Origin of the sequence: Streptomyces sp. NPDC002490 (genome assembly GCF_040296045.1) — a bacterium.
In the GTDB taxonomy this organism is placed as follows: Bacteria; Actinomycetota; Actinomycetes; order Streptomycetales; family Streptomycetaceae; genus Streptomyces.
Window position 1 is genome coordinate 1 of record NZ_JBEOWM010000061.1, and the last position, 24,801, is coordinate 24,801.

22 protein-coding genes are annotated in these 24,801 nt (G+C 72.0%); 8 read left to right on the forward strand and 14 right to left on the reverse strand.

The genetic code is table 11. The annotated features are described in order from the left end of the window. Positions 1 to 898 (reverse strand): hypothetical protein (locus ABT092_RS27310; protein ID WP_351248461.1); only part of this gene is annotated, 898 nt, incomplete at its 3' end. Beyond that, the gene (locus tag ABT092_RS27315) at positions 895 to 1,551 is read right to left on the reverse strand and encodes a papain-like cysteine protease family protein (protein WP_351248463.1); all 657 of its coding nucleotides are present in this window, start codon (positions 1,549 to 1,551) and stop codon (positions 895 to 897) included. The genes ABT092_RS27315 and ABT092_RS27310, both read right to left, overlap by 4 nt. A 227-nt stretch (positions 1,552 to 1,778) precedes the next feature. Here ABT092_RS27315 and ABT092_RS27320 point away from each other — a divergent pair, with 227 nt between their 5' ends. Continuing rightward, complete coding sequence (locus ABT092_RS27320; RefSeq protein WP_351248465.1) at positions 1,779 to 2,756, forward strand: hypothetical protein; 978 nt, start codon at positions 1,779 to 1,781, stop codon at positions 2,754 to 2,756. Between the two features lie 15 nt (positions 2,757 to 2,771). Here the strand turns inward: ABT092_RS27320 and ABT092_RS27325 are convergent, their stop codons facing one another. Further along, entirely contained in the window at positions 2,772 to 3,203 is a 432-nt protein-coding gene (locus tag ABT092_RS27325) for a Rieske (2Fe-2S) protein (RefSeq protein WP_351248468.1), read from the reverse strand. Between the two features lie 217 nt (positions 3,204 to 3,420). Between ABT092_RS27325 and ABT092_RS27330 the strand changes: the two genes are divergently transcribed. Next, entirely contained in the window at positions 3,421 to 4,332 is a 912-nt protein-coding gene (locus ABT092_RS27330; RefSeq protein ID WP_351248521.1) for a carbohydrate kinase family protein, read from the forward strand. Positions 4,333 to 4,378: 46 nt separating this feature from the next. On the opposite strand, the gene uvrA is transcribed toward ABT092_RS27330, so the two are convergent. After that, positions 4,379 to 7,372, reverse strand: a complete 2,994-nt coding sequence (uvrA, locus tag ABT092_RS27335) for an excinuclease ABC subunit UvrA (RefSeq protein ID WP_351248470.1) — start codon at positions 7,370 to 7,372, stop codon at positions 4,379 to 4,381. Between the two features lie 232 nt (positions 7,373 to 7,604). Between uvrA and ABT092_RS27340 the strand changes: the two genes are divergently transcribed. Further along, positions 7,605 to 8,291, forward strand: a complete 687-nt coding sequence (locus tag ABT092_RS27340) for a maleylpyruvate isomerase family mycothiol-dependent enzyme (RefSeq protein ID WP_351248472.1) — start codon at positions 7,605 to 7,607, stop codon at positions 8,289 to 8,291. An 88-nt stretch (positions 8,292 to 8,379) separates the two neighbouring features. Then, on the forward strand, positions 8,380 to 9,036 hold the full coding sequence (locus tag ABT092_RS27345) for an MBL fold metallo-hydrolase (protein ID WP_351248474.1): 657 nt from the start codon (positions 8,380 to 8,382) through the stop codon (positions 9,034 to 9,036). Positions 9,037 to 9,053: 17 nt separating this feature from the next. Here ABT092_RS27345 and aroQ read toward each other — a convergent pair whose 3' ends face one another. The 7 genes from aroQ to ABT092_RS27380 form a co-directional block, all read right to left on the reverse strand. Further along, positions 9,054 to 9,533 (reverse strand): type II 3-dehydroquinate dehydratase, encoded by a 480-nt coding sequence (gene aroQ, locus ABT092_RS27350; protein ID WP_351248476.1) that lies wholly within the window; start codon positions 9,531 to 9,533, stop codon positions 9,054 to 9,056. 72 nt (positions 9,534 to 9,605) lie between these two features. After that, positions 9,606 to 10,715, reverse strand: a complete 1,110-nt coding sequence (locus tag ABT092_RS27355) for a calcium:cation antiporter (protein WP_351248478.1) — start codon at positions 10,713 to 10,715, stop codon at positions 9,606 to 9,608. Positions 10,716 to 10,876: 161 nt separating this feature from the next. Continuing rightward, positions 10,877 to 11,863: a TerC family protein gene (locus ABT092_RS27360; protein WP_351248480.1), complete on the reverse strand. Its 987-nt coding sequence runs from the start codon at positions 11,861 to 11,863 to the stop codon at positions 10,877 to 10,879. Between the two features lie 445 nt (positions 11,864 to 12,308). Further along, entirely contained in the window at positions 12,309 to 14,039 is a 1,731-nt protein-coding gene (locus ABT092_RS27365) for a TerD family protein (RefSeq protein ID WP_351248481.1), read from the reverse strand. Between the two features lie 135 nt (positions 14,040 to 14,174). After that, positions 14,175 to 14,795, reverse strand: coding sequence for a TerD family protein (locus ABT092_RS27370; RefSeq protein WP_351248482.1), 621 nt, complete (start codon positions 14,793 to 14,795; stop codon positions 14,175 to 14,177). 171 nt (positions 14,796 to 14,966) lie between these two features. Next, positions 14,967 to 17,105: an excinuclease ABC subunit UvrB gene (gene uvrB, locus ABT092_RS27375; protein ID WP_351248484.1), complete on the reverse strand. Its 2,139-nt coding sequence runs from the start codon at positions 17,103 to 17,105 to the stop codon at positions 14,967 to 14,969. 96 nt (positions 17,106 to 17,201) lie between these two features. Then, positions 17,202 to 18,119, reverse strand: a complete 918-nt coding sequence (locus ABT092_RS27380; protein WP_351248486.1) for an MHYT domain-containing protein — start codon at positions 18,117 to 18,119, stop codon at positions 17,202 to 17,204. 291 nt (positions 18,120 to 18,410) lie between these two features. Here ABT092_RS27380 and ABT092_RS27385 point away from each other — a divergent pair, with 291 nt between their 5' ends. From ABT092_RS27385 to ABT092_RS27395, 3 genes are all read left to right on the forward strand, one after another. Further along, a complete protein-coding gene (locus tag ABT092_RS27385; RefSeq protein WP_451361292.1) occupies positions 18,411 to 19,301 on the forward strand; it encodes a glycerophosphodiester phosphodiesterase in 891 nt (296 codons plus the stop codon). Between the two features lie 74 nt (positions 19,302 to 19,375). After that, positions 19,376 to 19,972 (forward strand): methylated-DNA--[protein]-cysteine S-methyltransferase, encoded by a 597-nt coding sequence (locus ABT092_RS27390; RefSeq protein WP_351248491.1) that lies wholly within the window; start codon positions 19,376 to 19,378, stop codon positions 19,970 to 19,972. 218 nt (positions 19,973 to 20,190) lie between these two features. Next, entirely contained in the window at positions 20,191 to 21,336 is a 1,146-nt protein-coding gene (locus ABT092_RS27395) for a magnesium and cobalt transport protein CorA (RefSeq protein WP_351248493.1), read from the forward strand. Between the two features lie 15 nt (positions 21,337 to 21,351). Here ABT092_RS27395 and ABT092_RS27400 read toward each other — a convergent pair whose 3' ends face one another. Continuing rightward, positions 21,352 to 21,771 carry a CBS domain-containing protein gene (locus ABT092_RS27400; RefSeq protein ID WP_351248495.1) on the reverse strand — a complete coding sequence of 140 codons (420 nt, stop codon included), beginning with the start codon at positions 21,769 to 21,771 and terminating at the stop codon, positions 21,352 to 21,354. Positions 21,772 to 21,944: 173 nt separating this feature from the next. On the opposite strand from ABT092_RS27400, the gene ABT092_RS27405 reads away from it, so the two are divergent. Continuing rightward, positions 21,945 to 23,432 carry a glutamate synthase subunit beta gene (locus ABT092_RS27405; RefSeq protein ID WP_351248497.1) on the forward strand — a complete coding sequence of 496 codons (1,488 nt, stop codon included), beginning with the start codon at positions 21,945 to 21,947 and terminating at the stop codon, positions 23,430 to 23,432. Positions 23,433 to 23,529: 97 nt separating this feature from the next. Here ABT092_RS27405 and ABT092_RS27410 read toward each other — a convergent pair whose 3' ends face one another. Continuing rightward, positions 23,530 to 23,772, reverse strand: coding sequence for a DUF397 domain-containing protein (locus ABT092_RS27410; RefSeq protein ID WP_351248499.1), 243 nt, complete (start codon positions 23,770 to 23,772; stop codon positions 23,530 to 23,532). Further along, a complete protein-coding gene (locus ABT092_RS27415) occupies positions 23,773 to 24,633 on the reverse strand; it encodes a Sco1979 family transcriptional regulator (RefSeq protein WP_351248501.1) in 861 nt (286 codons plus the stop codon). Between the last annotated feature and the right edge of the window lie 168 nt (positions 24,634 to 24,801).

A 24,801-nucleotide genomic window follows, 5' to 3' on the forward strand; every position in this document is an offset into this window, starting at 1 on the left:
AGCGGATGGAGGCCCGTCGCCCGGCCGCCGGCGGCGTGCCCTGCTCAGCGGCGCAGGCCCGGGATCTTCCGGTCGTAGAGGTGGTGGCCACCGCGACGGAGACGTTCACCGGGCCGGCGTCCTGCACGGGAGCGGCCACCCGGGAGACGGGCGCGTCGTGGTCGCCCGCTCCGGTGGCGGCGGTCGCCCCGTACCCGCCCGCCTTGCCCGACTTCGCGTACGCCGAGCCCTTCAGCTTGTCGCCGTAGGCACGACGCACGTGCGTGCGGTACTCGGCGAGACTCGCGCCGTCCGCGCCGATCGCCTTGCGGGCCTGACCGTCCAGGGGCACCACGCGGTCGCCCTGGTGCACGTACCAGGCGCCGACCTGGGGTTCCTGGAAGACGGTGCCGCCGGGCAGCTTCCGCTGGCCGAGCGCCGCGTAGCGGGTCTCGTCGTCGCCGGTGGCGATGTTCACGACCTGCCAGCGGCCCTCGTGACGCGCCGTCCACAGGGAGGCCGTGCGGCCGTCCGCGGCGACCGCGCGGCTGGCGTGGTACACGGGCACCGCGACCGGGGCGCCCCGCTTCCCCGCGACGAAGTCCGGGGAGAGGTGGTGCACCGGCACCGCGCCGTCCTCGACCTGCGCGGCGTCGGCCCGGGACACCCGGGCGGCGTCGTTCGCGGCGGCCGGTGCACCGTCCTGGGCGAAGAACCGGGCGAGGGTGTCGGCCACCTCGGGGGAACCCGCCGCCCGGTCGGCGGCGGCGCTGGCCGCCCGGTCCTTCTCGGGGGTGGTGTCGGCGAGGGCCGTGGGGGCGGCCAGGCCGGTCAGCAGGACCGCGGCGCCGAGGGAGAGCGCGGTGCGCGGCAGGGCACGGGTCGAACGCGCGGGTATCTGGTGTCGCACCGTGCTCACGCCCCGATCCGGTAGAGGGAGTGGGTCCAGCTGAAGGTGGAGTTGTTCACGTACCAGTCGTGGGCGGCCCAGCTGTAGCGCTGGCTGGTCTTCCAGGGGTCGCCCCAGTAGACCCAGTTCCGGGAGTCGTCGTAGCCGTACAGGACGTGCATGTGACCGCCGCCGGAGGACCACTGGATGCGGGTCTCCACGGGCCGGTTGGCGTTGATCTCGGTCTGGAGCGTGGCGTACCGCAGCCAGCCGTTCACGTACGAACCGGGGGCGACGCCCGCCCAGCGCAGTCCGGTCTGGACGTTGGCCAGGGTGGCCTGCGAATTGGGGCACTGGGTGTTCTGGGAGCGGTTGAAGGCGGCGTTGCAGAACTGGTTCTGCGAGTAGGTGCGGCCGTACCAGGCGGCGATGGTGTTGCCGGCCGCGGCCCAGCACCAGTTGGTCTTCTCCTGGGCCTGCATGGTGATGTCCAGCTGCTTGGCGGCCAGGGCCGACACCCCGCCGGGGGCGACCCGTTCCGCGGTCGCGACGGCGGCGGGCTCGGTGGCCAGGGGGGCCGCCTGGACGGGGCTGGTGAGTGCGGCCAGGGCCGCGGCGGCGACGGTCGCCGCCAACAGCGCGGGCCGCCGTGTTCGGAGGGAGCGGAGGGTTCTGTTGCGCATCGCGTTCCTCGCAGGGGGGATGGTTGAGCTGAGGAGCGCGTCCGGACGCTGGGGTTGAGCATTAAGTGTTGTCCAGTGCAGGTCAACAGGCTTCAATGCGGGGGGACGTGAGTCCGTGAACGGGGGCGTACGTATGTGAACGAGCCGGGGAGGACCACCAGGTCACCCCCGGTACCGGTACCGGCGGCCGGCTGGGCCGTTGTGGACATTCACAGAAGGGGCCCTTGATGCAGCACGGCACCACCCCGTCGGACGCTCCGGTCGAGAGCGGCGCACCGCCCACCGCTCCGGTCGAGGACCTGGAGACGGCGCTGAAGACGGGCCCCTTCCACGTCGCCCTGCGGGCCGCGATCACGGCGCGTTGCCTGTCCCTCCAGCGGGTGCAGCACCACCTGGCCCGGGTGGGGGTGCGGGTCGGGGTGACCAGCCTGAGCTACTGGCAGCAGGGCGCGCGCCGCCCGCGGCGGCCGGAGTCCCTCCGGGCGGTACGGGCGCTGGAAGAGATCCTGCGGCTCCCCGAGGAGTCCCTGATCAAGCTGCTCGCCCAGCCGGACGGCGCCAAGGGCGCGGGACGCCCCTCGTCCCGTTCCTACCGCTCCCTGGTGGAGGCGGCGGACGTGCTCGAACAGCTCCTCGGCGAGTTGGAGTCCCCGGTGGACGGCGGACTGCACACGGTCGGCCACCACGAGCGGGTCCGGATCGGGGCGCGCCGGGAGCTGATGGGCCGCGAATCGCACCAGATCGTGCGCGCCCACAAGGACGGGGTCGACCGGTACGTCGCCATCCACCACGGCGACCCCGGGTGCGCACCGGACCGGGTGACCGTCCGCGCCTTGGAGAACTGCCGCACGGGGCGGGTCCGTTGGCACACCGGGACCGGGGTGTTGGCGGCGGAGTTCCTGTTCGACACGGTGCTGCGGGGCGGGGACACCCATCTGTTCCGGTACGCCTTCGAGGACGGCACCGCGGGCGCCTCCGAGGAGTACGTGCGGGGCTTCAGCTTCGCGGGCGGGCAGTACCTGCTCCAGGTGCGCTTCGCCGAGGAGGCCCTGCCGGTGCGGTGCCACCGCTTCGCCCAGCACTCCGCTGCGGCGCCCCGCGGTGCGCGCCGGGAGCTGCCGTTGAGCGGGAGGCACCGCTCGGTGCACTTCGTGGAGCCCCAGGTGCGCGCCGGGCTGCTCGGCATCACCTGGGACTGGGACTGAGCGTCCCCCTCGCGGTCAGGCGTCCGGGCCCGCGATCAGCTTGCCGCCCTCGATCCGGACCGGCACCTTCGGCAGCGGCACCGTGGCCGGGCGCTGGAGCACCTCGCCGGTGGTGGCGTCGAAGTGGCTGCCGTGACAGGGACAGACCAGGGTGGTGCCCTCCAGCTTGCTGATGGCGCACCTCCCGTGCGTGCAGACGCTGCCGTAGGCGGTGAGGGCGCCGTCCGCGGCCCGGGTGACCACCACCCTCTCCTTCCTGAACAGCTTGGTCTCGCCCTTCGCCACCTCCGCCTCGGGCCCCAGGTCCACGGGGGCGGTGGGGGTGGCGCTGGCCGCCCGGGGGAGGTTCCCGGTGGCGGAGCAGGCGGTGAGCCCGATGCCGGCCACCGGTACCGCCGCCGCCCCTTGCAACAGGGTGCGGCGGCTCGGCGTCGGGTGAGCGGACATGGCGTCTCCGTGGGTGCGTGCGGGTGGGGGTCCGGGCCCGGGCGAAGGCAGCGGGCGGACCGCGGTGGGGCGGTCCCGACCCTACCCGCCGCCGTCCGGCCGGCCCGGCGGGGGTGGCGACTGCGGCGGCCCGCGTACGCTGCGGTCCGGGCCCGTGCCGGTCTCCGGCGGCGCCCCCGGCGCTCCGGCCGGAACCGAACCGTGGGAGGACCCGTACGTGATCGTCGTCGCCGGTGAGGCCCTGATCGACCTGGTGCCCGACCGCCCCGGCCCCTGGGCGCCCCTGCACCCGCGGCCCGGCGGGGGCCCGTACAACACCGCGCTGGCCCTGGGGCGGCTGGGCTCGCGCACCGCGTTCCTGTCCCGGCTGAGCGAGGACGGCTACGGCACCGCGCTGCTGGCCGGGTTGAGCGGGGCCGGGGTGGACGTGTCGGGCGTGCAGCGCGGTCCCGAACCCACCACCCTGGCCCTGGCCTCGGTGGCCCCGGACGGCGGCGCGGGGTACGCGTTCTACGGGGAGGGCACCGCCGACCGGTTGTTCACCGCTCCGGACCGGCTGCCCGCGGGGACGCGGGCGGTGTCCTTCGGCACCTGCTCCCTGGTCCTGGAACCGGGCGCCAGCGCCTACGAACGGGTGCTGCACCGCGCCCACCGGGACGGCGTACTCACCGTGCTGGACCCCAACGTCCGCCCGGCCCTGATCCCGGACGCCGAAGCCCACCGGGCGCGGTTCCGGTCCTGGTTGCCCTCCGTCGACCTGCTGAAGCTCTCCGTCGAGGACGCCCGGTGGCTGGGCGGCGCGCCGACCGACTGGCTGGCCGCGGGCCCGGCCGCGGTGGTGCTGACCCGGGGCGCGGACGGACTCTCGGTGCACACCCGCGCCGGGGAGGAGGTGCGGGTGCCCGCCGTCCGGGTGCGGGTGGTGGACACGATCGGCGCGGGTGACACGGTCACCGCGGCGTTGCTGCACCGCTTGGCGGCGCACGACGCGCTGGGTGCGGGGGCACTCGCCGCGTTCCCGCGGAGCGGCTGGACCGACGTCCTCGGCTTCGCGGCCCGGGCGGCGGCGCTCACCTGCACCCGCCGGGGCGCGGACGCCCCGACCGCGGCGGAGGTGGCGGCGTCCTGAGCCGCCCGGGGCCGGCCGCCGCGTGGCGGCCGGCCCCGGGGTGCCGTCACGCCTTGCGGGTCCGGCGGGCCGCCGTCGTCTTCTTGGCCGCCGGGGCCTTCTTGGCCGCCGTGGTCTTGGCGGCTGCGGTCTTGGCGGCTGCGGTCTTGGCGGCCGTCCGCCGCTTGCGGACCGGGGACACCGTGGCCGCACCCACCCGGTCGGCTCCCAGGACGTCCTGGAGGAACTTGCCGGTGTGGCTGGCCGGGACCCCCGCGATCTCCTCCGGGGTCCCCTCGGCGACGACCAGACCGCCGCCGTTGCCGCCCTCCGGCCCCATGTCCACGACCCAGTCCGCCGTCTTGATCACGTCGAGGTTGTGCTCGATCACGATCACGGTGTTGCCCTTGTCGACCAGTCCGGACAGCACGGTGATCAGCTTGCTGATGTCCTCGAAGTGCAGGCCGGTGGTGGGCTCGTCGAGGACGTACACCGTGCGGCCGGTGGAGCGCTTCTGCAACTCGCTGGCGAGCTTGACCCGCTGGGCCTCGCCGCCGGAGAGGGTCGGCGCGGGCTGTCCGAGGCGGACGTAGCCGAGCCCGACCTCGTGCAGCGTCTTGAGGTGCCGGGCGATGGCGGGCACCGCCTCGAAGAAGTCGAGCGCCTCCTCGATGGGCATGTCGAGCACTTCGGCGATGGACTTGCCCTTGTAGTGGACGTCCAGCGTCTCCCGGTTGTAGCGCGCGCCGTGGCAGACCTCGCAGGGCACGTACACGTCCGGCAGGAAGTTCATCTCGATCTTGATCGTGCCGTCGCCGGAGCAGTTCTCGCAGCGACCGCCCTTGACGTTGAACGAGAAGCGGCCCGGCTGGTACCCGCGGACCTTGGCCTCGGTGGTCTCCGCGAACAGCCTGCGCACGTGGTCGAAGACCCCGGTGTAGGTGGCCGGGTTGGAGCGGGGGGTCCGTCCGATCGGGGACTGGTCGACGTGGACGACCTTGTCGACCAGGTCGTCGCCGTCGACCCGGGTGTGTCGGCCGGGCACGCTCCGGGCGCCGTTCAGCTCGCGGGCGAGGTGGGTGTAGAGGATGTCGTTGACCAGGGTCGACTTCCCGGAGCCGGAGACCCCGGTGACCGCGGTGAGCACGCCCAGCGGGAAGGAGACGTCGATGTCCCGGAGGTTGTTCTCGCGGGCGCCGTGCACGGTGAGCCGGCGGGAGGGGTCGACCGGGCGGCGGATCTCGGGCAGCGGGATGCTGCGCTCGCCCGCGAGGTACGCCCCGGTGATCGAATCGCCGTTGGCCAGGAGTTCGGCCAACGGACCGCTGTGGACGACCTCGCCGCCGTGCTCGCCGGCGCCGGGGCCGATGTCCACCACCCAGTCGGCGACCTTGATGGTGTCCTCGTCGTGCTCCACCACGATGAGCGTGTTGCCCATGTCGCGCAGCCGCACCAGGGTCTCGATCAGCCGGTGGTTGTCCCGCTGGTGGAGCCCGATCGACGGCTCGTCCAGCACGTACAGCACGCCCACCAGACCGGAGCCGATCTGGGTGGCCAAGCGGATGCGCTGGGCCTCGCCGCCGGACAGGGTGCCCGCCGCACGGTTCAGCGAGAGGTAGTCGAGGCCGACGTCCACCAGGAACCTCAGGCGCTCGTTGACCTCCTTGAGGACGCGTTCGGCGATCTTCTTGTCACGGGCGTTGAGCTTGAGCCGCCCGAGGAAGTCCGCGCAGTCGCTGATCGACATGGCGGAGACCTCGGCGATCGACTTCTCCATCACCGTGACCGCCAGCACGATCGGCTTCAGCCGGGTGCCCTGGCAGGTGGGGCAGGGCACCTCGCGCATGTAGCCCTCGAAGCGCTCCCTGCTGGTGTCGCTCTCGGCCTCGCTGTGCCGCCGCTTCACGAACTGCACGGCGCCCTCGAAGGCGGTGGTGTAGACCCGCTCCCGGCCGTAGCGGTTGCGGTAGCGGACCTCGATCTGCGTGCGGTGTCCGTTGAGCAGGGCCTTCTTGGCCCGTTGCGGCAGTCCTCGCCAGGGGATGTCCGTCCGGAAGCCCAGGGCCTCGGAGAGCGCCCCGACCAGCCGTCCGAAGTAGTCCTTGGTCGCCCCGTGGGACCAGGGGTGGATCGCCCCTTCGTCCAGGGACTTCTCCTCGTCCGGGACGATCAGCTCCGGATCGACCTCCATCCGCGTGCCGATGCCGGTGCAGTCGGGGCAGGCGCCGAAGGGGGAGTTGAAGGAGAAGGAGCGCGGCTCCAGCTCCTCGAACGACAGGTCGTCGTAGGGGCAGTAGAGGTGCTCCGAGTACATGCGTTCGCGCTCGGGGTCGTCCTCGGGCAGGTCCACGAAGTCCAGCACGACCATGCCGCCGGAGAGTCCGAGGGCGGTCTCCACCGAGTCCGTCAGCCGGCGCTTGGCGCTGTCCTTGACGGTGAGGCGGTCCACGACCACCTCGATGGTGTGCTTCTCCTGCTTCTTCAGGACGGGCGGCTCCGCGAGCTGGACGGTCTCCCCGTCCACCCGGGCCCGGCTGTAGCCCTTGGTCTGGAGGTCGGCGAAGAGGTCGACGAACTCGCCCTTGCGCTCGCGCACCAGCGGCGACAGGACCTGGAAGCGGCTGCCCTCGGGCAGGGCGAGGACCTTGTCCACGATCGCCTGGGGCGACTGGCGGGAGATCGGGCGCCCGCACTCGGGGCAGTGCGGCTTGCCGATCCGGGCGAAGAGGAGCCGCAGGTAGTCGTAGACCTCGGTGATCGTGCCGACCGTGGAGCGGGGGTTGCGCGAGGTGGACTTCTGGTCGATCGAGACGGCCGGGGACAGCCCCTCGATGAAGTCGACGTCCGGCTTGTCCATCTGCCCGAGGAACTGCCGGGCGTACGAGGACAGCGACTCGACGTAGCGCCGCTGCCCCTCGGCGAAGATCGTGTCGAAGGCGAGCGAGGACTTGCCCGAACCGGACAGGCCCGTGAAGACGATGAGCGAGTCACGCGGCAGGTCGAGCGAGACGTTCTTCAGATTGTGCTCGCGGGCACCACGGACGATGAGACGGTCGGCCACGCCGGTCCGCACCTTTCTTGAATGAAGCGACAGGGCGGGGCCCCCGTCCTCCCGGACTCCTGAGGGGCCGCCGTCAGCGATGGGCGGTCGTGCTGGAAACGGGACGCTCGACGGCGCTCCCGACATGTCAAGCATGCCCGATGCTCGTTCCGAGCTTATAGCACGTGCATTCGATTTCCGGTCCTGGGACGCCACCTTCACTCGAAGGTGTGGCGGGGCTATCGTCGTGGCCATGATTGATCATGTACGCGACCTGGAAGCTGTACGTGACGCGACCGAGCGGCTCCTCGCCGCGATCGCCGCCCTGGACAACGCCTCATCGGCCGAGCCGTCACGCCTGCCCGGCTGGAGCAGAGGGCACGTGCTGGCCCACCTGTCCCGCAACGCCGACGCCCTCGTGAACGTGCTGACCGGGCTCCCCATGTACGAGAGCGCCGAGGCCCGGGAGGCGGACATCGCCCGGGACGCCGACCGGGACCTCGACACCCACCTCAAGGACGTGCGCACGAGCGCGGAGCGGTTGTTCGCGACCGCCGCCGCGCAGACCGACTGGTCCCGGACGGTTCACCTGCGGGGCGGGGTCACCGACACCGCCTCCCGCGTCCCGTTCCGCCGCCTGGTGGAGGTCGAGCTGCACCACGTCGACCTGGGCATCGGATACGAGCTGGAGGACCTGCCGCTCGGCTTCGTCCAGCAGGAGATCCTCTTCCTCGCCGAACGGTTCCGCGGCCACGACACCGTCCCGGGCGTCCTGATCCGCCAGGACGACGGCCGCATGATCACGACCGGCGACCTCACCGGAACCCCGCTCACCGTCACCGGCCGCCAGGCCGACCTCCTGGGTTGGCTGGCCGGCCGTCGCGACGGCGCGGCGCTCACCGCCGTCGGCGGAGCCCTCCCCGTGCTGCCGGGCCTCTGAGCCACCCCGTCCCGGGCGGGTCCGGGAGGGCCCGCCCGGACCTCGCGGTTCGACCCCGCCCCCACACCGTGCTGAGTAGGCTGAAGCCATGACGTACAGCGGAGTGGTGAAGGTCGGCGGTCCCGCGGACGTGCACGAATTGCAGGACCTGATGATCTCCAAGGTCGCGGTCGGACCGATGGAGAACAACGCCTATCTGCTCCGCTGCCGCGCCACCGATGCGCAGTTGCTGATCGACGCCGCCAACGACGCCCCGACCCTGCTCACGCTGATCGGCTCCGACGGGATCGCCTCGGTGGTCACCACCCATCGACACGCGGACCACTGGCAGGCGCTCGCCGAGGTGGTCGCCGCGACCGGCGCCCGCACCTACGCCGGGCGGTACGACGCCGAGGGCATCCCGGTGCCGACCGACGTGCCGGTGGCGGACGGCGACGTGCTGCGGGTGGGGCGGGTCGAACTGCGCGCCGTCCACCTCCGGGGCCACACCCCCGGGTCGATCGCCCTGGTCTACGACGACCCGCACGGCCCCCCGCACGTGTTCACCGGTGACTGCCTGTTCCCCGGCGGGGTCGGCAACACCCGCCGCGACCCGGTCGCCTTCACGGACCTGCTGAACGACGTGGAGACCAAGGTCTTCGACGTGCTGCCCGACGAGACCTGGGTCTACCCGGGGCACGGCCGGGACACCACCCTGGGCGCCGAGCGCCCCCAGCTCCCCACGTGGCGGGCCCGCGGCTGGTAGCCGTCCGTGCCCCGCCCTCAGCCGTCCGCCCGCTCGGCCAGCAGCGCTGCGATGCGCTCCACGCCGAAGGCGTAGCCCTGCACCCCGCAGCCCGCGATGACCCCGTCCGCGCGCAGCGACACGTAGGAGTGGTGCCGGAACGCCTCGCGCCGGTGGACGTTCGAGATGTGCACCTCCACGACCGGCAGGCCGTCGCAGGCGTTGAGGGCGTCGAGCAGGGCGACGGAGGTGTGCGAGTAGGCGGCCGGGTTGATCACGATGCCCGCGTGGCCCAGGCGCGCCTCGTGGATCCAGTCCACCAGCTCGCCCTCGTGGTTGGACTGCCGGAAGTCCACGGTGCCGCCGTGCCCGGCGGCCGTTCGGACGCACAGGTCCTCGACGTCGGCGAGGGTGGCGCGGCCGTAGATCTCGGGCTGGCGCAGCCCCAGCAGGTTCAGGTTGGGCCCGTTGAGGACCATGATCGGGGCGGTGGCCAGGGAGTGGGCGGGGCGGGTCATCGCGGGGCCTCCGGTCGGTGCGGCGTTCAGGGGTGTCTATCACGCGCGGCGGACCGCCCGGGAGGCCGCGGCTCAGGGGTTCACGGCGAGCACCAGGTAGGCGGCGAGCAGCACCAGGTGGACGCCGCCTTGGAGGGGGGTGGCCCGGCCGGGCACCACGGTGAGGGTGCCGACGACGACCGTGAGCGCGAGCAGCACCATGTGGGTGGCGCTCAGCCCGAGCACCAGGGGCCCGGACAGCCAGATCGAGGCGACGGCGACGGCCGGGATGGTCAGCCCGATGCTGGCCATCGCCGAGCCGAGGCCGAGGTTCAGGCTGGTCTGCACCCGGTCGCGGCGGGCGGCCCGGACCGCGGCGATGGTCTCCGGGAGCAGCACGAGCAGCGCGATGAAGACGCCGACCACCGCGTGCGGCATCCCGGCGCCCTCCACCGCCGACTCGATGGTCGGTGAGACTCCTTTGGCGAGCCCGACCACCCCCACGAGGGCGAGGACCAGCAGGGCGAGGCTGGCGTAGGCGGCCCGGGCGCTGGGCCGTTCGGCCTCCTGGCCGGCGGAGGTGGTGTCGATGACCTCGCCGCCCTGGGTGATCGGCAGGAAGTACGACCGGTGGCGCACGGTCTGGGTGGCGACGAACAGCCCGTACAGGATCAGTGAGGCCACGGCGGCGAAGGTGAGCTGCGAGGTGGAGAACTCGGGTCCGGGCTTGCTGGTGGTGAAGGTGGGCAGGACGAGGCTGAGCGTGGCGATGGTGGCCACGGTGGCGAGGGCCGCTCCGGTTCCCTCGGGATTGAAGACCGCGACCCGGTGCCGCAGGGAGCCGACGAGGAGGCTGAGGCCCACGATGCCGTTGCAGGTGATCATGACGGCGGCGAAGACGGTGTCCCGGGCGAGGGTGGCGCTCTTGTCACCGCCGTCGATCATCAGGGTGACGATCAGGGCCACCTCGATGATCGTGACGGCGACCGCGAGGACCAGGGAGCCCAGGGGTTCGCCGACCCGGTGGGCGACGACCTCCGCGTGGTGCACGGCGGCGAGCACGGCCGCGGCGAGGACCAGGGTGACCACGCCGACAACGGGACCCCCGAGGTCCCGCCCCCAGGTGAGGGCCAGGAGGACCACTCCGAGGACCGGCATCGCCTCGGTCCAGCGCGACACCACTTCTCGAAGCCCAACGATCATGATCCGATCGTACGATCCGCGCGCCCGTCGTTCCAGACGGGGTCAGCACCCATATCGGGTGGAGTCGGGAGGACGACGGCAGCCGCCGGCCCGGGGGCCGGCGGCTGTCGCGAGGTGGTGTCCGCGGCCGGTGGGCGTGGTGCCACCGACCGCGGCAGGGGTCAGAGGTCGACGCCCTGGTGGTCCGCCTTCTCCGCCTCTTCGCGGGCCTGCTTCTTGGAGGCCATGAGGCTGGTGATGGTGGTCACGATGAGGACGGTGCAGATCACGCCCAGCGAGACCGGGATGGAGATCTCCGGGACGCTGACGCCGTTCTCGTGCAGTGCGTGCAGCACCAGCTTGATGCCGATGAAGCCGAGGATGACCGACAGGCCGTAGCTGAGGTGGACCAGCTTCTTGAGCAGTCCGCCGATCAGGAAGTACAGCTGGCGCAGACCCATCAGGGCGAACGCGTTGGCCGTGAACACGATGTACGGGTCCTGGGTCAGACCGAAGATCGCGGGGATCGAGTCCAGGGCGAACAGGATGTCCGTGGTGCCGATGGCCAGCATGACCACCAGCATCGGGGTCATGACCTTCTTGCCGTTCTCCACGATCCACAGCTTGGTGCCGTGGTACTCGCTGGAGACGCCGAAGCGCTTCTCCGCGGCCTTGAGGAGACGGTTCTCGTCCCAGTCCTCGTCCTCCTCGTCGGCGCGGGCCTCCTGGATCAGCTTCCAGGCGGTGTAGATGAGGAAGGCACCGAAGATGTAGAAGACCCAGGAGAAGTTGGTGATGATCGCGGCGCCGGCCGCGATGAAGATCGCCCGGAGCACCAGGGCGACGAGCACGCCGATCAGCAGGACCCGCTGCTGGTACTGGGTCGGGACGGCGAACTTCGCCATGATCAGGACGAAGACGAAGAGGTTGTCGACGCTCAGCGACTTCTCGGTGATGTAGCCGGCGAAGAACTCGCCGGCAGGGGTGGCACCGCCCCAGATCCACAGGCCGATGCCGAACAGTGCGGCCAGCACGACCCAGACGATCGTCCAGATGCCGGCTTCCTTGATGGACACGTCGTGCGGCTTGCGACCGATGAAGAAGTCGGCCCCGATCAGCACACACAAGCCCACGATGGTGGTGACCCACAGGGTCATGGAAACATCCACTGCGCCTCCGGCAGTACGTAACGGCAGGTTCCAGCGTCGTCCGCTGCCGGAGGTCTCTTCCACCCGGGGGCGGGGAACGTGTGACCGCTCCCGCATCCCGCGGGCCGACGCCCCGGGACCCTGCCGGGTCCGTATTGACGGGTACGCCGCAGATTAGGGAGTACTCCCCTCCGCGTGCATCAGATTACCCGACCGATCAAACCGCAGTAAAGAAGAAGGTAAAGTGAGAGCCAAGTCACCAGGCCAGGCAAATGCACGAAACAACGTGTCACGCACATTGACCCTTCCGGGTGCAATGCGTGAGCGACTGCCGTCCGAACCGGCTCGCGAACGTCCGAACGAGTGAGCCACCGCGCCTTTTCGCGGGTTTTCCTCGTTAAAACCATTCCGTCCGTGGACCCGGTCGTTTCCGAGTCCACGGCACCGGTCGTCCGTCCCCCCTGATTCAGCGTCCCCGGTCCCGCCGGGCGGCGGCCACCCGGGCCAACACCCGGTGGAGGACCTCACCGCCGGACGGCGGGAGCGAGGGTTCGTAGGTCCAGGCGTGTCCCACCCAGGGGTCGACGAGGTGGTCGTCGGGCACGGGGGTCAGTCGGAGCAGTGAACGCCACAGCGGATCGAGCAGCGGGCCGAAGGCCGCGGCGTCCTCGCGGTCGGCCACCATCAACAGGTGCACCCCGACGCCGGGGCCCTCGTCGGCGAGGTACCGCAGCTGGGTGACGGCCCGGTCGTCGAAGCCGTGCGGGAAGTCGTGGACGATCAGCAACTGCCGCGCGGTGTCCAGGTCGCTCGGGAGCGCGTCGACCGCCTCGCCGCGCAGCGCCATCTGCACCAGGTCCACCCGCCGGGTCAACCGGGCGAGCACCTCGGCCGCACCGGCCGCCCCCCGGGCCGGCGGGGAGGCGAGGGCACCGCCGTCGAGGAGGGGGGCGAGACCGTTCGCCCCGGCACCGGCCGCGTCGATCGCGTGGACCGCGAACTCGCCGGGCGGGTGCACGGCGACGATGCGGACGACGTGGGCCACCGCGCTCGCCAGCGCCAGACGTCGGTGGGTGTCCTCGTCGACGGTGGCCGCCACCACGGAGGTCCGACCGCTGTCGACCCAGAGCCCGCGCTCCAGGGGCAGTCGGACCAGCATCGGCACGCGGAGCCGGTCGGCCTCGGGCAGGCGCAGGTCTCCCAGGCGCAGTGCCATCGGGGCTTCGGCGGGCAGCGGCGCGCTCTGCCACACCGCGTTGTCCCAGCGGGCGAAGGCCGCCGGCAGCGCGGGTTCGACGACGGCGGACTCGTCGCGCAGTTGGGCGAGGTCGCGGTCGAGCGCGGCCTTGGCCCGCTCGACCAGCGCCACGTACCTGTCGCGGGCCGCCCGCCGGGCGCCGTCGCCCGCGTCCAGTCGGCCCCGGGGGTCCGCGAGGGCCCGGTCCAGTTCCTGGTCGCGCCGGGACTCCGCGAAGTCCACGGCGCTGCGGTACGCGGCGACGCTGCGGGCCAGGTCCTCGAACATGCCGCTGACCTGGTTGTACAGCCGTTCCTCCCACGACCAACCGGTGGCATCGCCCGCGACGGGCGCGGGGGGCGACCCGGCCGCGGGGGAACGGCCCCGGTGGGTGTAGTCGACGGGGCCCGGCGCCGGCACCGTGGTCGCGGCGACGGCCCCGGCCCGTTCGACCGCGTCGGGCACCCCGTGGTCGGCGAGCAGTTCAGCCAGCCCGCCCGCGTAGCCCTGGCCGACCGCGCGCACCTTCCAGACGCCGCCCCTGCGGTAGAGCTCCAGGACCACGACCGCGGACTCCGTGTCCAGGCCGATCACGGTGTAGCTGGCGACCTCGGTGCCGTGGGGTTCGCCGACCGCGGCGAACGGTGCGGGCAGGGCCCCGAAGCCCGTCGGCCCGCCGCCGGCGGCCGGAAGGGCCAGGAAGACCTGCACCCGGTCCGTCCCCTCGGGCAGTGCGCTCAGGTCCAGGGCGAGGCGGTGGCCCGCGGCCGTGCCCGGGACGACCTCCAGCCCGGGGAGCGCGGGCGCGCCGGGGTGCACGACCCGGGCCGGACCCGATGCCCCGCTCCCGTCGTCGCCGAGGACGGCCCCGGCGATCACCGACCCGTCCGTCGTGATCCGGATCTCCAGGCGGGTCCGGGTCAGGGGGCGGTTCTCCCCCCGGACCAGTTCGGCCGTCATCGCCCGTGTCCCCCGTGTCCCGCGCGCGGTGCGCGCTCCGTGTCGTTCCGTGCGCCCGGTGGGCTCCGTCCGCGCGCTCCGCCCGGGTCGGCCCGGAAGCGGACGGCGGTGGGCCGGCGGCGCCGGCCCGGTCCGCTACAGGTGCGGCAGGATCGCCGGCATCAGGTCCTGGAAGGTGCGGCCGTTGGCCGGCTGTCCGATGGCCGTCATCCGCCACCCCGTGCCCGCCCGGTGGACCTTGGCCATGATCTGCGCGGTGGCGCGTCTCCAGTCGGCGCCCGCGGCGTCCCGGTCCCCGGAGGCGGCTTCGCCGCCGTCGAGCGAGTAGCGGGCCAGCTCCTGGCCGTTGGTCTCGTCCACGAGACGGCAGAACGCGTTCTGCACCTCGGCGAAGGTCTGGCCGGTGAACGAGTTCACCGTGAAGACGATCTGGTCGACGTGGACCGGCAGCCGTGCGAGGTCGACGACGATGGCCTCGTCGTCCCCGCCCTGGCCGGCGCCACCGACCAGGTTGTCCCCGGTGTGCTGCACGGAACCGTCGTCGCTGACGAGGTGGCGGAAGAAGACCACGTCGACGGGGTTCTTCTCGGCGAAGAGCACCGCGGAGGCGTCCAGGTCGACCTCCCGGGTGCGGGAGCCGAACAGGCCGCGGCGCCGTGCCGCCTGCCAGCCGAGCCCCATGCGCACCGCGGTCAGGGCACCCCCGTCGCCCTTCTGCAGACTGATGGCCTGCCCCTTGGACAAGTTGACCGTCACGCGTTGTCCCCTCTCCGACCGTCCCCGTGCCGCGGTGAAACGCGGTTGCCGAGAACCCTATGCACGGGCGCCGATCGCGCCGCACCGATGTCCGCCGTTTGTGTCGGTCTTGCAACACACCGGCGCGCAGGCTCCCGCGACCGGTCGCGGGAGCCGCGGCACGGGCCGCCGTCAGGACAACCCGGCCTCCTTCATCTGCCGGAGTTCCTTCTTCATCTCCGACACCTCGTCCCGCAGCCGGGCCGCGATCTCGAACTGGAGGTCGGCCGCGGCGGCCCGCATCCGTGCGGTCATCTCCTCGATCTGCTCGGCGAGCGCGGCGGCCGGCCGGTCCGTGGGTCCGCCCGCCGCGGCGGCCCCGGCCGCCGACCGCTGCGTGCCCTTGGCCGCACCGCCGCGCGTGGGGACGGGGGTCTTCGCCCCCTTGCCGTCCTTCGTCGCCCGGTACCCCGTGCCGAGGAGTTGCTCGGTGTCGACCTCCTCGCGGGCGATGGTGGCCACGATGTCGTTGATCTTCTTGCGGAGGGGCTGCGGGTCGATGCCCCGCTCCTTGTTGTAGGCGACCTGCTTCTCGCGGCGGCGGTTGGTCTCCTCGATGGCCTTCTCCATCGCCGGGGTGACCTTGTCCGCGTACATGTGGACCTGCCCGGAGACGTTGCGGGCCGCCCGTCCGATGGTCTGGATCAGTGAGGTGCCCGAACGCAGGAAGCCCTCCTTGTCCGCGTCCAGGATGGCGACCAGGGAGACCTCGGGCAGGTCGAGTCCCTCACGGAGGAGGTTGATGCCGACCAGGACGTCGTACTCGCCCGCCCGCAGCTCCCGCAGGAGTTCGACCCGGCGCAGGGTGTCGACGTCGCTGTGCAGGTAGCGCACCTGGATGCCCAGTTCCAGGAAGTAGTCCGTGAGGTCCTCGGCCATCTTCTTGGTGAGGGTGGTGACCAGGACGCGTTCGTCCCGCTCGGTGCGCTTGCGGATCTCGTGCACCAGGTCGTCGATCTGGCCCTCCGTGGGCTTGACGACGACCTCGGGGTCGACCAGGCCGGTGGGGCGGATGATCTGCTCGACGAAGCCGTCCGACCGTGCCAGCTCGTAGTTCCCGGGGGTCGCGGAGAGGTAGACGGTCTGGCCGATGCGCTCCTGGAACTCCTCCCACCGCAGCGGGCGGTTGTCGAGGGCGGAGGGCAACCGGAACCCGTGGTCCACCAGGGTGCGCTTGCGGGAGGCGTCGCCCTCGTACATCGCACCGATCTGGGGCACCGTGACGTGCGACTCGTCGATGACCAGGAGGAAGTCCTCGGGGAAGTAGTCCAGCAGGGTGTTCGGCGGAGAGCCCGGGGAGCGTCCGTCGAAGTGCATCGAGTAGTTCTCCACGCCGGAGCAGGAGCCGATCTGCCGGAGCATCTCGATGTCGTAGGTGGTGCGCATCCTCAGCCGCTGCGCCTCCAGCAGCTTGCTCTGCTTCTCCAGGTCGGTCAGCCGCCCCGTCAGCTCCGCCTCGATGTCGTTGACCGCGCGCTCCAGCCGCTCCGGGCCGGCCACGTAGTGCGAGGCGGGGAACACGTGGAGGTGCTGGTCGTCGCTGATGACCTCGCCGGTGAGCGGGTGGAGGGTGGACAGGGCCTCGATCTCGTCCCCGAACATCTCGATGCGGACCGCGAGCTCCTCGTAGACCGGGAAGATCTCGATGGTGTCCCCGCGCACCCGGAAGGTCCCGCGGGTGAACGCCGCGTCGTTGCGCGTGTACTGGATGTCGACGAAGCGGCGCAGCAGGGCGTCGCGGTCGATCTCCTCCCCGACCTGGAGGGAGACCATCCGGTCGACGTACTCCTGGGGCGTGCCGAGGCCGTAGATGCAGGAGACGGAGGCCACCACGACCACGTCCCGACGGGTCAGCAGGGAGTTCGTGGCGGAGTGCCGCAGCCGCTCCACCTCCTCGTTGATCGAGGAGTCCTTCTCGATGTACGTGTCCGACTGGGGGACGTACGCCTCGGGCTGGTAGTAGTCGTAGTACGAGACGAAGTACTCGACGGCGTTGTTCGGCAGCAGCTCGCGGAACTCGTTCGCCAGCTGGGCGGCCAGGGTCTTGTTGGGGGCCATCACCAGGGTGGGGCGCTGGAGCTTCTCGATCATCCACGCCGTGGTGGCGGACTTGCCGGTGCCGGTCGCGCCCAGCAGGACGACGTCCTTCTCCCCCGCGCGGATGCGGCGGTCGAGCTCCGCGATGGCCGCGGGCTGGTCGCCGCTGGGGCGGTAGGGGCTGACGACCTCGAAGGGTGCCGTCGTGCGTTCGATGTGGGATACGGGCCGCATGACATCCACCGTACGGCGCCGCACTGACACCGGCCGGCACCCGCGGGATGCGGGCCGGGCCGGCCGCCGAGGCGGACCGGCCCGTTCCGGGTCAGCTCACCAGTTCTCCGAACCCGGCTGCGCCGGGCGGGTCGGGGCGGCACCGGGCGCACCCCCGTAGGGAGCGGCGGGGGTGCCGGCGGGCCGGAAGGCCGGGGTGGTGGGGGTGAAGACGGACTGCTGGGCCGCCGCGGCCCGCTCGGCCCGGGCCCGGTCGGTGGCCTGGCCGGCCTCCCACTCGGAGCGCCCCATGATCAGCACCGGGTCGAACATCACGATGACGCCGGCGAGCAGCAGGAAGGCCAACGGGCCGATCAGCATCGGGGTGAGGAGTTCCGCGGAGGAGGCGCCGCTCAGGCTGCCCGCCCCGTCGTGCACGCTGACGCTGAGCGCGGCCATGCCGGTGTAGTGCATGCCGGTGACGGCGACGCCCATCACCAGGCTGGCGCCGAGCGTCCAGCCGAAGCCCCGGACCTGGGCGGCGGCCCACAGCGCGGCGGTCGCGGCGAACACGGCGACGAGCACCGACAGGACCACGGTCCCGGTGTCGTAGAGCAGGCGGCCGTTGAGGTGCATGGCCGCCATGCCCAGGTAGTGCATGGAGGCGACGCCCAGGCCGGTGAGGGTGCCGCCGGTGATCAGCGCCAGGGTGGTGCCGCCCTTGTAGCCGACGATGAAGACGCCCACGCCGACCATCACGATCGCCACGCCGAGGCTGGCGAAGGTCATGGTGATGTCGTAGTTGATGGGCGACTCCCGGACCGTGAAGCCCATCATCGCCACGAAGTGCATGGTCCAGATGCCCGAGCCGATCGCCGCCGATCCGAGCGCCAGCCAGCCCGGCCGCCAGGAGTCCGCGACGAGCAGTGACCTGGTGGTGCAACGCAGCCCCAGTGCCGCCCCCAGACAGGCCATCACATACGCGATCACCGGAGTGACCCAGCCGTAGGTGAAGCCGTCGATGGTGCCTTGCATGTAACGGATGCCCTTTCCCTGATGAGGTGCCCCCCGGTGGCGTCCGTTTCCCCCTCCCAGGGCCCGGATCGTCATGGGCTGATCGAGATTATGACCCGAAGAAGAACGCGCGAGCGATTTTCCGAATAAAGGATCACGCTCGTCATTCCCGGGTGGGCACCCGTAAATGCGCCCGACCGGGTCATCCGTTCCGTGCGTGTGCACGCGCCGTACACGTTTCCTCGCGCTCCGCCTGGCAGGGTCGGTCCCGTGCTCGTTCATATGATGCGAAAACTTCCGGTATCCGCACGGATGGGCGTCGTCGCCTCGATCATCACTTTCAGTACGACGGCTGTGGTTCTGCCCACACTTTCCTCCCGGGCCCTCGCCACCGAGGGGAAGGTCACCGTGATCGCCCACCGCGGGGCCTCGGCGCAGGCTCCGGAGAACACCCTCGCCGCCGTCGACCGGGCGGACGCGTTGGGCGTCGACTGGGTCGAGAACGACGTCCAGCGCACCAGGGACGGGGTCCTGGTCGTCATCCACGACACCGACCTCAAACGCACCACCGACGCCGAGGAGGTGTTCCCCGACCGGGCGCCGTGGAAGGTCGCCGACTTCACCGCCAAGGAGATCGCCCGTCTGGACGCGGGCTCGTGGAAGGGCAAGGCGCACGCCGGTGCCCGCGTGCCGACGCTCCGCGGGTACCTGCGCCGCGTCGACGCCAACGGCCAGAAGCTGCTCCTGGAGCTCAAGTCGCCGAAGTCCTACCCGGGCGTCGAGGAGGACCTGCTGGAGGTCCTCGCCGAGGAGCGCTGGCTCGACCAGCGCCACCTCAGGGACCGGCTGGTGGTCCAGAGCTTCGACGCGGACGCCCTGCGCACCCTGCACGGTGCCCGCCCCGACCTGCGCACCGGCTTCCTGGGCGCCCCCTCCCCCGCCGCGCTTCCCTGGTACGCGCAGTTCACCGACCAGATCAACCCGAAGAACAGCACCGTGTCCGCCGCGTACGTGGCGACCGTCCAGGCCCTCGGCGGACCCCACGGCCGCCGACTGGAGGTCAACGTCTGGACGGTGGACGAGCCCGAGGAGGTCCGACGCGCCGTTCGCAAGGGGGTGGACGGCATCATCACCAACGCGCCCGACGTGGTCCGCGAGACGCTGGACGGACGGAAGCCGTTCGCGGTCGCCGGAACGGGCTGACCGCCACCGGACGGGCCCGCCCGGGGAGCCGTCGGCCGGCTCCCCGGGCGGGCCCGTGGGCGTACCGTGGCCCCATGGTCAGCACGCACGGCGCCCGGAGCACCGACACCACCGACGACGTCCCGGGGGCCGGCCCCGGCCGGGTGGCCCGATGGGCGGTCGTCGACAGCGCCATCGGCCCGCTCCTGCTGGTCGTCACCCACCGCGGACTGGTCAAGGTCGCCTTCCACGCGGACGCGGCGGTCTGCGAGGAGGTGCTCGACGCGCTGGCGCCCCGCCTGGGCGGCCGGCCGGTGCACGCGCCCGACGACCCCGCGGTGGCGCGGGCGGTGCGGCAGACGGCCGCGTACTTCGCGGGCGAGCTGCGGACCTTCGACCTGCCCCTGGACTGGTCGTTGGTGTCGGGCTTCCACCGCGAGGTGTTGCGGGAGCTGCTGGCGAGCGTCCCCTACGGAACGGTCGCCGGCTACGGGGAGTTGGCCGGCCGGGTGGGGCAGCCGGGCGCCGCGCAGGCGGTGGGCGCGGCCATGGGCGCCAACCCGCTGCCGGTGGTCGTGCCCTGCCACCGGATCGTCGAGCGCGACGGGGGCATCGGCGGGTTCGGGGGCGGACTGGAGGCCAAGCGCACGCTGCTGGCCCTGGAAGGAGTCCTTCCCCGGCCGTTGTTCTGACCTCGGATCGGGTGGGCCCCGCCCCGGACGGATGCACGGGGTCTTGGGAGGGACCTCGCCCGGTGCGACGGATGGGGCGGCCGGGACGAACGTGCAGGTCACTGATGTGAGTGAACCTCTGGGGGAACGGAAGCCTTCCCTTCCGCGCCCGTCCCCGAAGTCGCCCCGGGGCTGGCAGACTTGCCCGCCGAGCGCAGTCGAGAACGAGGAGTCCCGGCATGTCGGTGGCGGAGAACCTGCGGAGGGTCACGGGGCTGCGCTCCGTCGGCAGGTGGCGCAGGGCGGCCCGGTTGCCCCGGGTCCGCAGACGGGTCGACCTCAGCCATCCGGCCCGCTCCCCGTTGGGGTCCGCCGTGGTCAACTGCGTACGGTACCAAGGCGGGGTGCGGCAGGCGGGCGCCACCGGCAGCCGTGGCCAGGAACTGCTGGAGGCCGAGGTGGCGAAGGCCAGGGAGAGCGGTGACGGCTTCGTCTGGGTGGGGCTGCACGAGCCCACCGAGGAGCAGTTCGCCGGCATCGCCCGGCTCTTCGACCTGCACCCCCTCGCGGTGGAGGACGCGGTCCACGCGCACCAGCGGCCCAAGGTCGACCGGTACGGAACGACGCTGTTCGCCGTCTTCAAGACCGTCTGCTACGTGGAGCACACCAGGCTGACCGCCACCAGCGAGGTGGTGGACACCGGGGAGTTGATGGTCTTCGTCGGCCGCGAGTTCGTGATCACCGTCCGGCACGGTCGGCACGGCTCGCTCGGCCCGGTCCGCGAGGAGTTGGAGGCCGCACCGCATCGCTTGGCCAAGGGTCCGATCGCGGTGCTGCACGCCGTCGCCGACCAGGTGGTCGACGAGTACCTCCAGGTCACCGACGCCTTCCAGAACGATCTGGACCAGATCGAGTCCGAGGTGTTCGCCGAGGACGGGGCCCGGGTCGACCCGGGCCGGGTGTACCAGCTCAAGCGCGAACTGCTGGAGCTGAAGCGGGCCGTGGTGCCGCTGAGCGGGCCGCTCCAGGTCCTCTCCGACCAGCCCTCCCCCACGCCGGACACGGACATACGGGCGTACTTCCGGGACGTCGCCGACCACGTGCTGCGGGCCGGGGAGCAGATCGGCGCCTACGACGACCTCCTCAACTCGATCCTCCAGGCCCACCTCGCCCAGGTCACCGTCGCCCAGAACTCCGACATGCGGAAGATCACCGCCTGGGCGGCGATCATCGCGGTGCCGACGATGGTGTGCGGGGTCTACGGCATGAACTTCGCGCACATGCCGGAGCTCGGCTCCCCCTACGGCTACCCCGCGGTGCTCACCGTCATCGCCGTCGCCTGCTTCCTGGTGCACCGGGGGTTCCGGCGCAACGGCTGGCTCTGACGGCGCGGGGGAGGGTCAGCGCGCCGCGTAGACGCTCTCGGCCCAGGTGGCGAGTTGCCCGTCGGTGAGGTGCCCGGCGAGGTCGGCCTCGCTGATCATCCCCACCAGACGCTTGTCCTCGATCACCGGCAACCGGCGGATCCGGTGGCCCTGCATCTCCTGGAGCACCGCGTCCACGTCGGCGTCCGCGTCGATCCAGCGGGGGGTGCCCTCGGCGAGCTCGCCCGCGGTCACCTTGGCGGGATCGTGGCCCATGGCCACGCACTTCACCACGATGTCGCGGTCGGTGACGATGCCGCTGAGCCGTTCGTCGGCGTCGGCGATCGGTAGCGAGCCGACGTCCAGGTCACGCATCAACTGGGCGGCCCGGTCGAGGGTCTCGTGAGCGGGGATCCACTGGGCGCCCCGGTGCATGATGTCTCCGGCGGTGGTCATGCGGTACCTCCCGGTGCCGGACGGCCGGCGCGGCGCGGGACGCGTCGCTAGTCCCGGCGGCATCCATTCTCTCCGGGTCGAGGGGGTCGCGCACGCGGGCGGCCCCCGGCCGGCGTGCGCCCGCGGGCCCCGGTCGTATCGTGGAGGGGGAGGCGCCACGCGAGGAGACGGCCATGGCCGACCCCAAGGGCTTCCTGCGGACCGGGCGCGAGGAGTGGCCGCGCCGACCGGTCGAGGAGCGGGTCCGGGACTGGGACGAGGTGTACGTCCCCGGGGCCCTGCTGCCCCTGATCCAGCGCCAGGCCGACCGGTGCATGGACTGCGGGGTGCCCTTCTGCCACCAGGCGTGTCCCTTGGGCAACCTCATCCCGGAGTGGAACGACCTGGTGGCCCGGGACGACTGGCGGGCCGCGAGCGAGCGGCTGCACGCGACCAACAACTTCCCCGAGTTCACGGGACGGCTCTGTCCGGCGCCCTGCGAGACCGGATGCGTGCTGGCGATCGACCAGCCGGCGGTGACGATCAAGAACGTCGAGGCGGCGATAGCGGACCGGGCCTGGGCGGACGGCCGGGTGCCGCCCCGGCCCCCGGAGCGGCTCTCGGGGCGGAGGGTCGCGGTGGTCGGGTCGGGCCCGGCGGGCCTCGCGGCGGCGCAGCAGTTGACCCGGGCCGGGCACACGGTGGCCGTCTTCGAACGGGAGGACCGGATCGGCGGGCTCCTCCGGTACGGCATACCGGCGTTCAAGATGGACAAGGCGCAACTGGAGCGGCGGCTGGGGCAGATGCGCGAGGAGGGGACGAAGTTCCGCACGGGCGTCGCGGTGGGCGGCCGGGACCTCCCCGCCGAGGAACTGCGTTCCCGCTACGACGCCGTGGTGCTGGCCACCGGAGCCACCCGCTGGCGGGAGTTGCCGGTGCCGGGACGACACCTGACGGGGATCCACCAGGCGATGGAGTACCTGCCGTGGGCGAACCGGGTCCGCGAGGGCGACCTGGAGGTCTCGCCGCTGTCGGCGGCCGGTCGGGACGTCGTCGTGATCGGCGGCGGGGACACCGGTTCGGACTGCCTGGGCACGGCCCTGCGCGAGGGGGCCGCCTCGGTGACCCAACTGGACATCCACGCCCTGCCCGGCCCGGACCGACCCGCCGAGGAGCCCTGGCCCACGTATCCCCGGGTCTACCGGCTGTCGGCGGCCCACGAGGAGGGCGAGGAACTGCACACCGCGCCGGTGTCGGACGCGGACGCCCGGCTCTTCGCGGCCTCGACCCTGGGCTTCGTCCCGGATGCCGGGGGCCGGGTGTGCGGGGTGCGGGTGGCGGACGTGGACGCGCGGCGGCGACCGTTGGCCGGTTCGGGACGCACCCTGCGGGCGGACCTGGTGTTGCTGGCGCTCGGCTTCTCGGGGCCCGCGCGGGACGACGGGCTGGTCGAGGGGCTGGGGTTGGCCCTGGACGAGCGGGGGACCTTCGCCCGGGACCGGGCGTTCGCCACCAACGTTCCCGGCGTGTTCGCCGCGGGGGACGCGGCGCGCGGGCAGTCGCTGGTGGTGTGGGCGATCGCGGAGGGCCGGGCGGTGGCGGCGGCGGTGGACCGCTTCCTCGTCGGAAGCAGCGCGCTCCCCGCGCCGATCGACCCGCAGGACCGTGCTATGGGGGTGTGAACGCACGGGCGGGCCGACCCGGGGGCATCGGGGTCGCTCTGCTCCGGCCGCCGACCGGACCGCGGTGTGCCGACCCCGCGGACACCGTGGACACGCGTCAAGAGAGCAGGAAGTCGGCCTCCCCGGCCTTGGCCCCCTGGATGAACGCCCTGATCTCTCCACGCGTGTAGATCAATGCGGGCCCGTCCGGATCAGCGGACTGACGCACGGCGACCCTGCCGTCGGCCAGTTTCATGGCCTCGACGCAGTTCCCGCCGTTCCCCCCGCTCCAGGGCTTGTGCCAGCCCTCGGTGCCGAGTTCGCGTGCCGGCATGCCGTTGTATATCCCCTGGCGATCCATTCACAGCTCCTTGCGGAGATCCCGCAGGATCTCCTTCGTGCGATGTGCCGTAGCGGCCTGGGCCGCCATGCGGTCCATGACCTCAAGGTGCCGGGTGACCTCGGGACGTGCATCGAGGTAGACGGCGCCGGTCAGGTACTCGCTGTAGACCATGTCGGGCAACTCCGGCATGGCGAAGCGGAACAGCACGAAGGGCCCGTACGTGCCGGGGTGCGGACCCGAGTCGAACTGGGCGATCTGGAGGGTCACGTTCGGCAGCTTCGTGCGGTCCAACAGCGTGTCGATCTGCTCGCGCATCACCTCGGGGCCACCGGCAGGGCGGCGCAGAACGGTTTCGTCCATGACGACCCACAGCCGGGGCGCGTCCCGACGGGTCAGCAGTTCCTGCCGCTGCATCCGCAGGGCCACGTGCCGTTCGATGTCCTCGGGCCGGGTGCGGCCCACGGCGCCCGACCGGAGCACGGAGCGCGCGTACCCTTCCGTCTGGAGCAGCCCGGGAACGAAGTGGGGTTCGTACGTGCGGATGAGGGTCGCGGCACCCTCCAGGCTGACGTGCATGGAGAACCAACCCGGCAGGACGTCGTGGAAGCGCTGCCACCAGCCCGGACGGTTCGCCTCCTCCGCCAGGTTGACGAAGGTGTCGACCTCCTCCTCCGGGACGCCGTACGCCTTCAGCAGGAGTTGGAGGTACGGAATCTTGAGCGCCACCTCCGCGGTCTCCATCCGACGGACGGTGGCCGATGCGACCCGCAGGACCTGCGCTGCTTCCTCCCGCTTCAGCCCTGCGCGTTCCCGCAGGTCCTGGAGGCGGCGCCCGAGCACGACCTGACCGACGGTCGGCGCGGACCGCGGTTCGCTCACGTCCACCTCCGGAGAGTCACCGATGATCGGGCAGCACAGAAGAGCGGACCCAACCGGGGCCGCTTCGCGTGCTGTTGCGAGCAGTGTGTCATGTGTCCTACGCCAAGCACACTGCACTCTGCAATTTTCAGAGTGGTACTTGCCAAGTGTTCACGGCGGGGAGATAGT

Coding starts and splice junctions, on each gene's coding strand:
- ABT092_RS27315 (WP_351248463.1), bottom strand. CDS start 1,551: ATGCGCAACAGAACCCTCCGCTCCCTCCGAACACGGCGGCCCGCGCTG.
- ABT092_RS27320 (WP_351248465.1), top strand. CDS start 1,779: ATGCAGCACGGCACCACCCCGTCGGACGCTCCGGTCGAGAGCGGCGCA.
- ABT092_RS27325 (WP_351248468.1), bottom strand. CDS start 3,203: ATGTCCGCTCACCCGACGCCGAGCCGCCGCACCCTGTTGCAAGGGGCG.
- ABT092_RS27340 (WP_351248472.1), top strand. CDS start 7,605: ATGATTGATCATGTACGCGACCTGGAAGCTGTACGTGACGCGACCGAG.
- ABT092_RS27345 (WP_351248474.1), top strand. CDS start 8,380: ATGACGTACAGCGGAGTGGTGAAGGTCGGCGGTCCCGCGGACGTGCAC.
- aroQ (WP_351248476.1), bottom strand. CDS start 9,533: ATGACCCGCCCCGCCCACTCCCTGGCCACCGCCCCGATCATGGTCCTC.
- ABT092_RS27355 (WP_351248478.1), bottom strand. CDS start 10,715: ATGATCGTTGGGCTTCGAGAAGTGGTGTCGCGCTGGACCGAGGCGATG.
- ABT092_RS27365 (WP_351248481.1), bottom strand. CDS start 14,039: ATGACGGCCGAACTGGTCCGGGGGGAGAACCGCCCCCTGACCCGGACC.
- uvrB (WP_351248484.1), bottom strand. CDS start 17,105: ATGCGGCCCGTATCCCACATCGAACGCACGACGGCACCCTTCGAGGTC.
- ABT092_RS27380 (WP_351248486.1), bottom strand. CDS start 18,119: ATGCAAGGCACCATCGACGGCTTCACCTACGGCTGGGTCACTCCGGTG.
- ABT092_RS27385 (WP_451361292.1), top strand. CDS start 18,411: ATGGGCGTCGTCGCCTCGATCATCACTTTCAGTACGACGGCTGTGGTT.
- ABT092_RS27390 (WP_351248491.1), top strand. CDS start 19,376: ATGGTCAGCACGCACGGCGCCCGGAGCACCGACACCACCGACGACGTC.
- ABT092_RS27395 (WP_351248493.1), top strand. CDS start 20,191: ATGTCGGTGGCGGAGAACCTGCGGAGGGTCACGGGGCTGCGCTCCGTC.
- ABT092_RS27400 (WP_351248495.1), bottom strand. CDS start 21,771: ATGACCACCGCCGGAGACATCATGCACCGGGGCGCCCAGTGGATCCCC.
- ABT092_RS27405 (WP_351248497.1), top strand. CDS start 21,945: ATGGCCGACCCCAAGGGCTTCCTGCGGACCGGGCGCGAGGAGTGGCCG.
- ABT092_RS27410 (WP_351248499.1), bottom strand. CDS start 23,772: ATGGATCGCCAGGGGATATACAACGGCATGCCGGCACGCGAACTCGGC.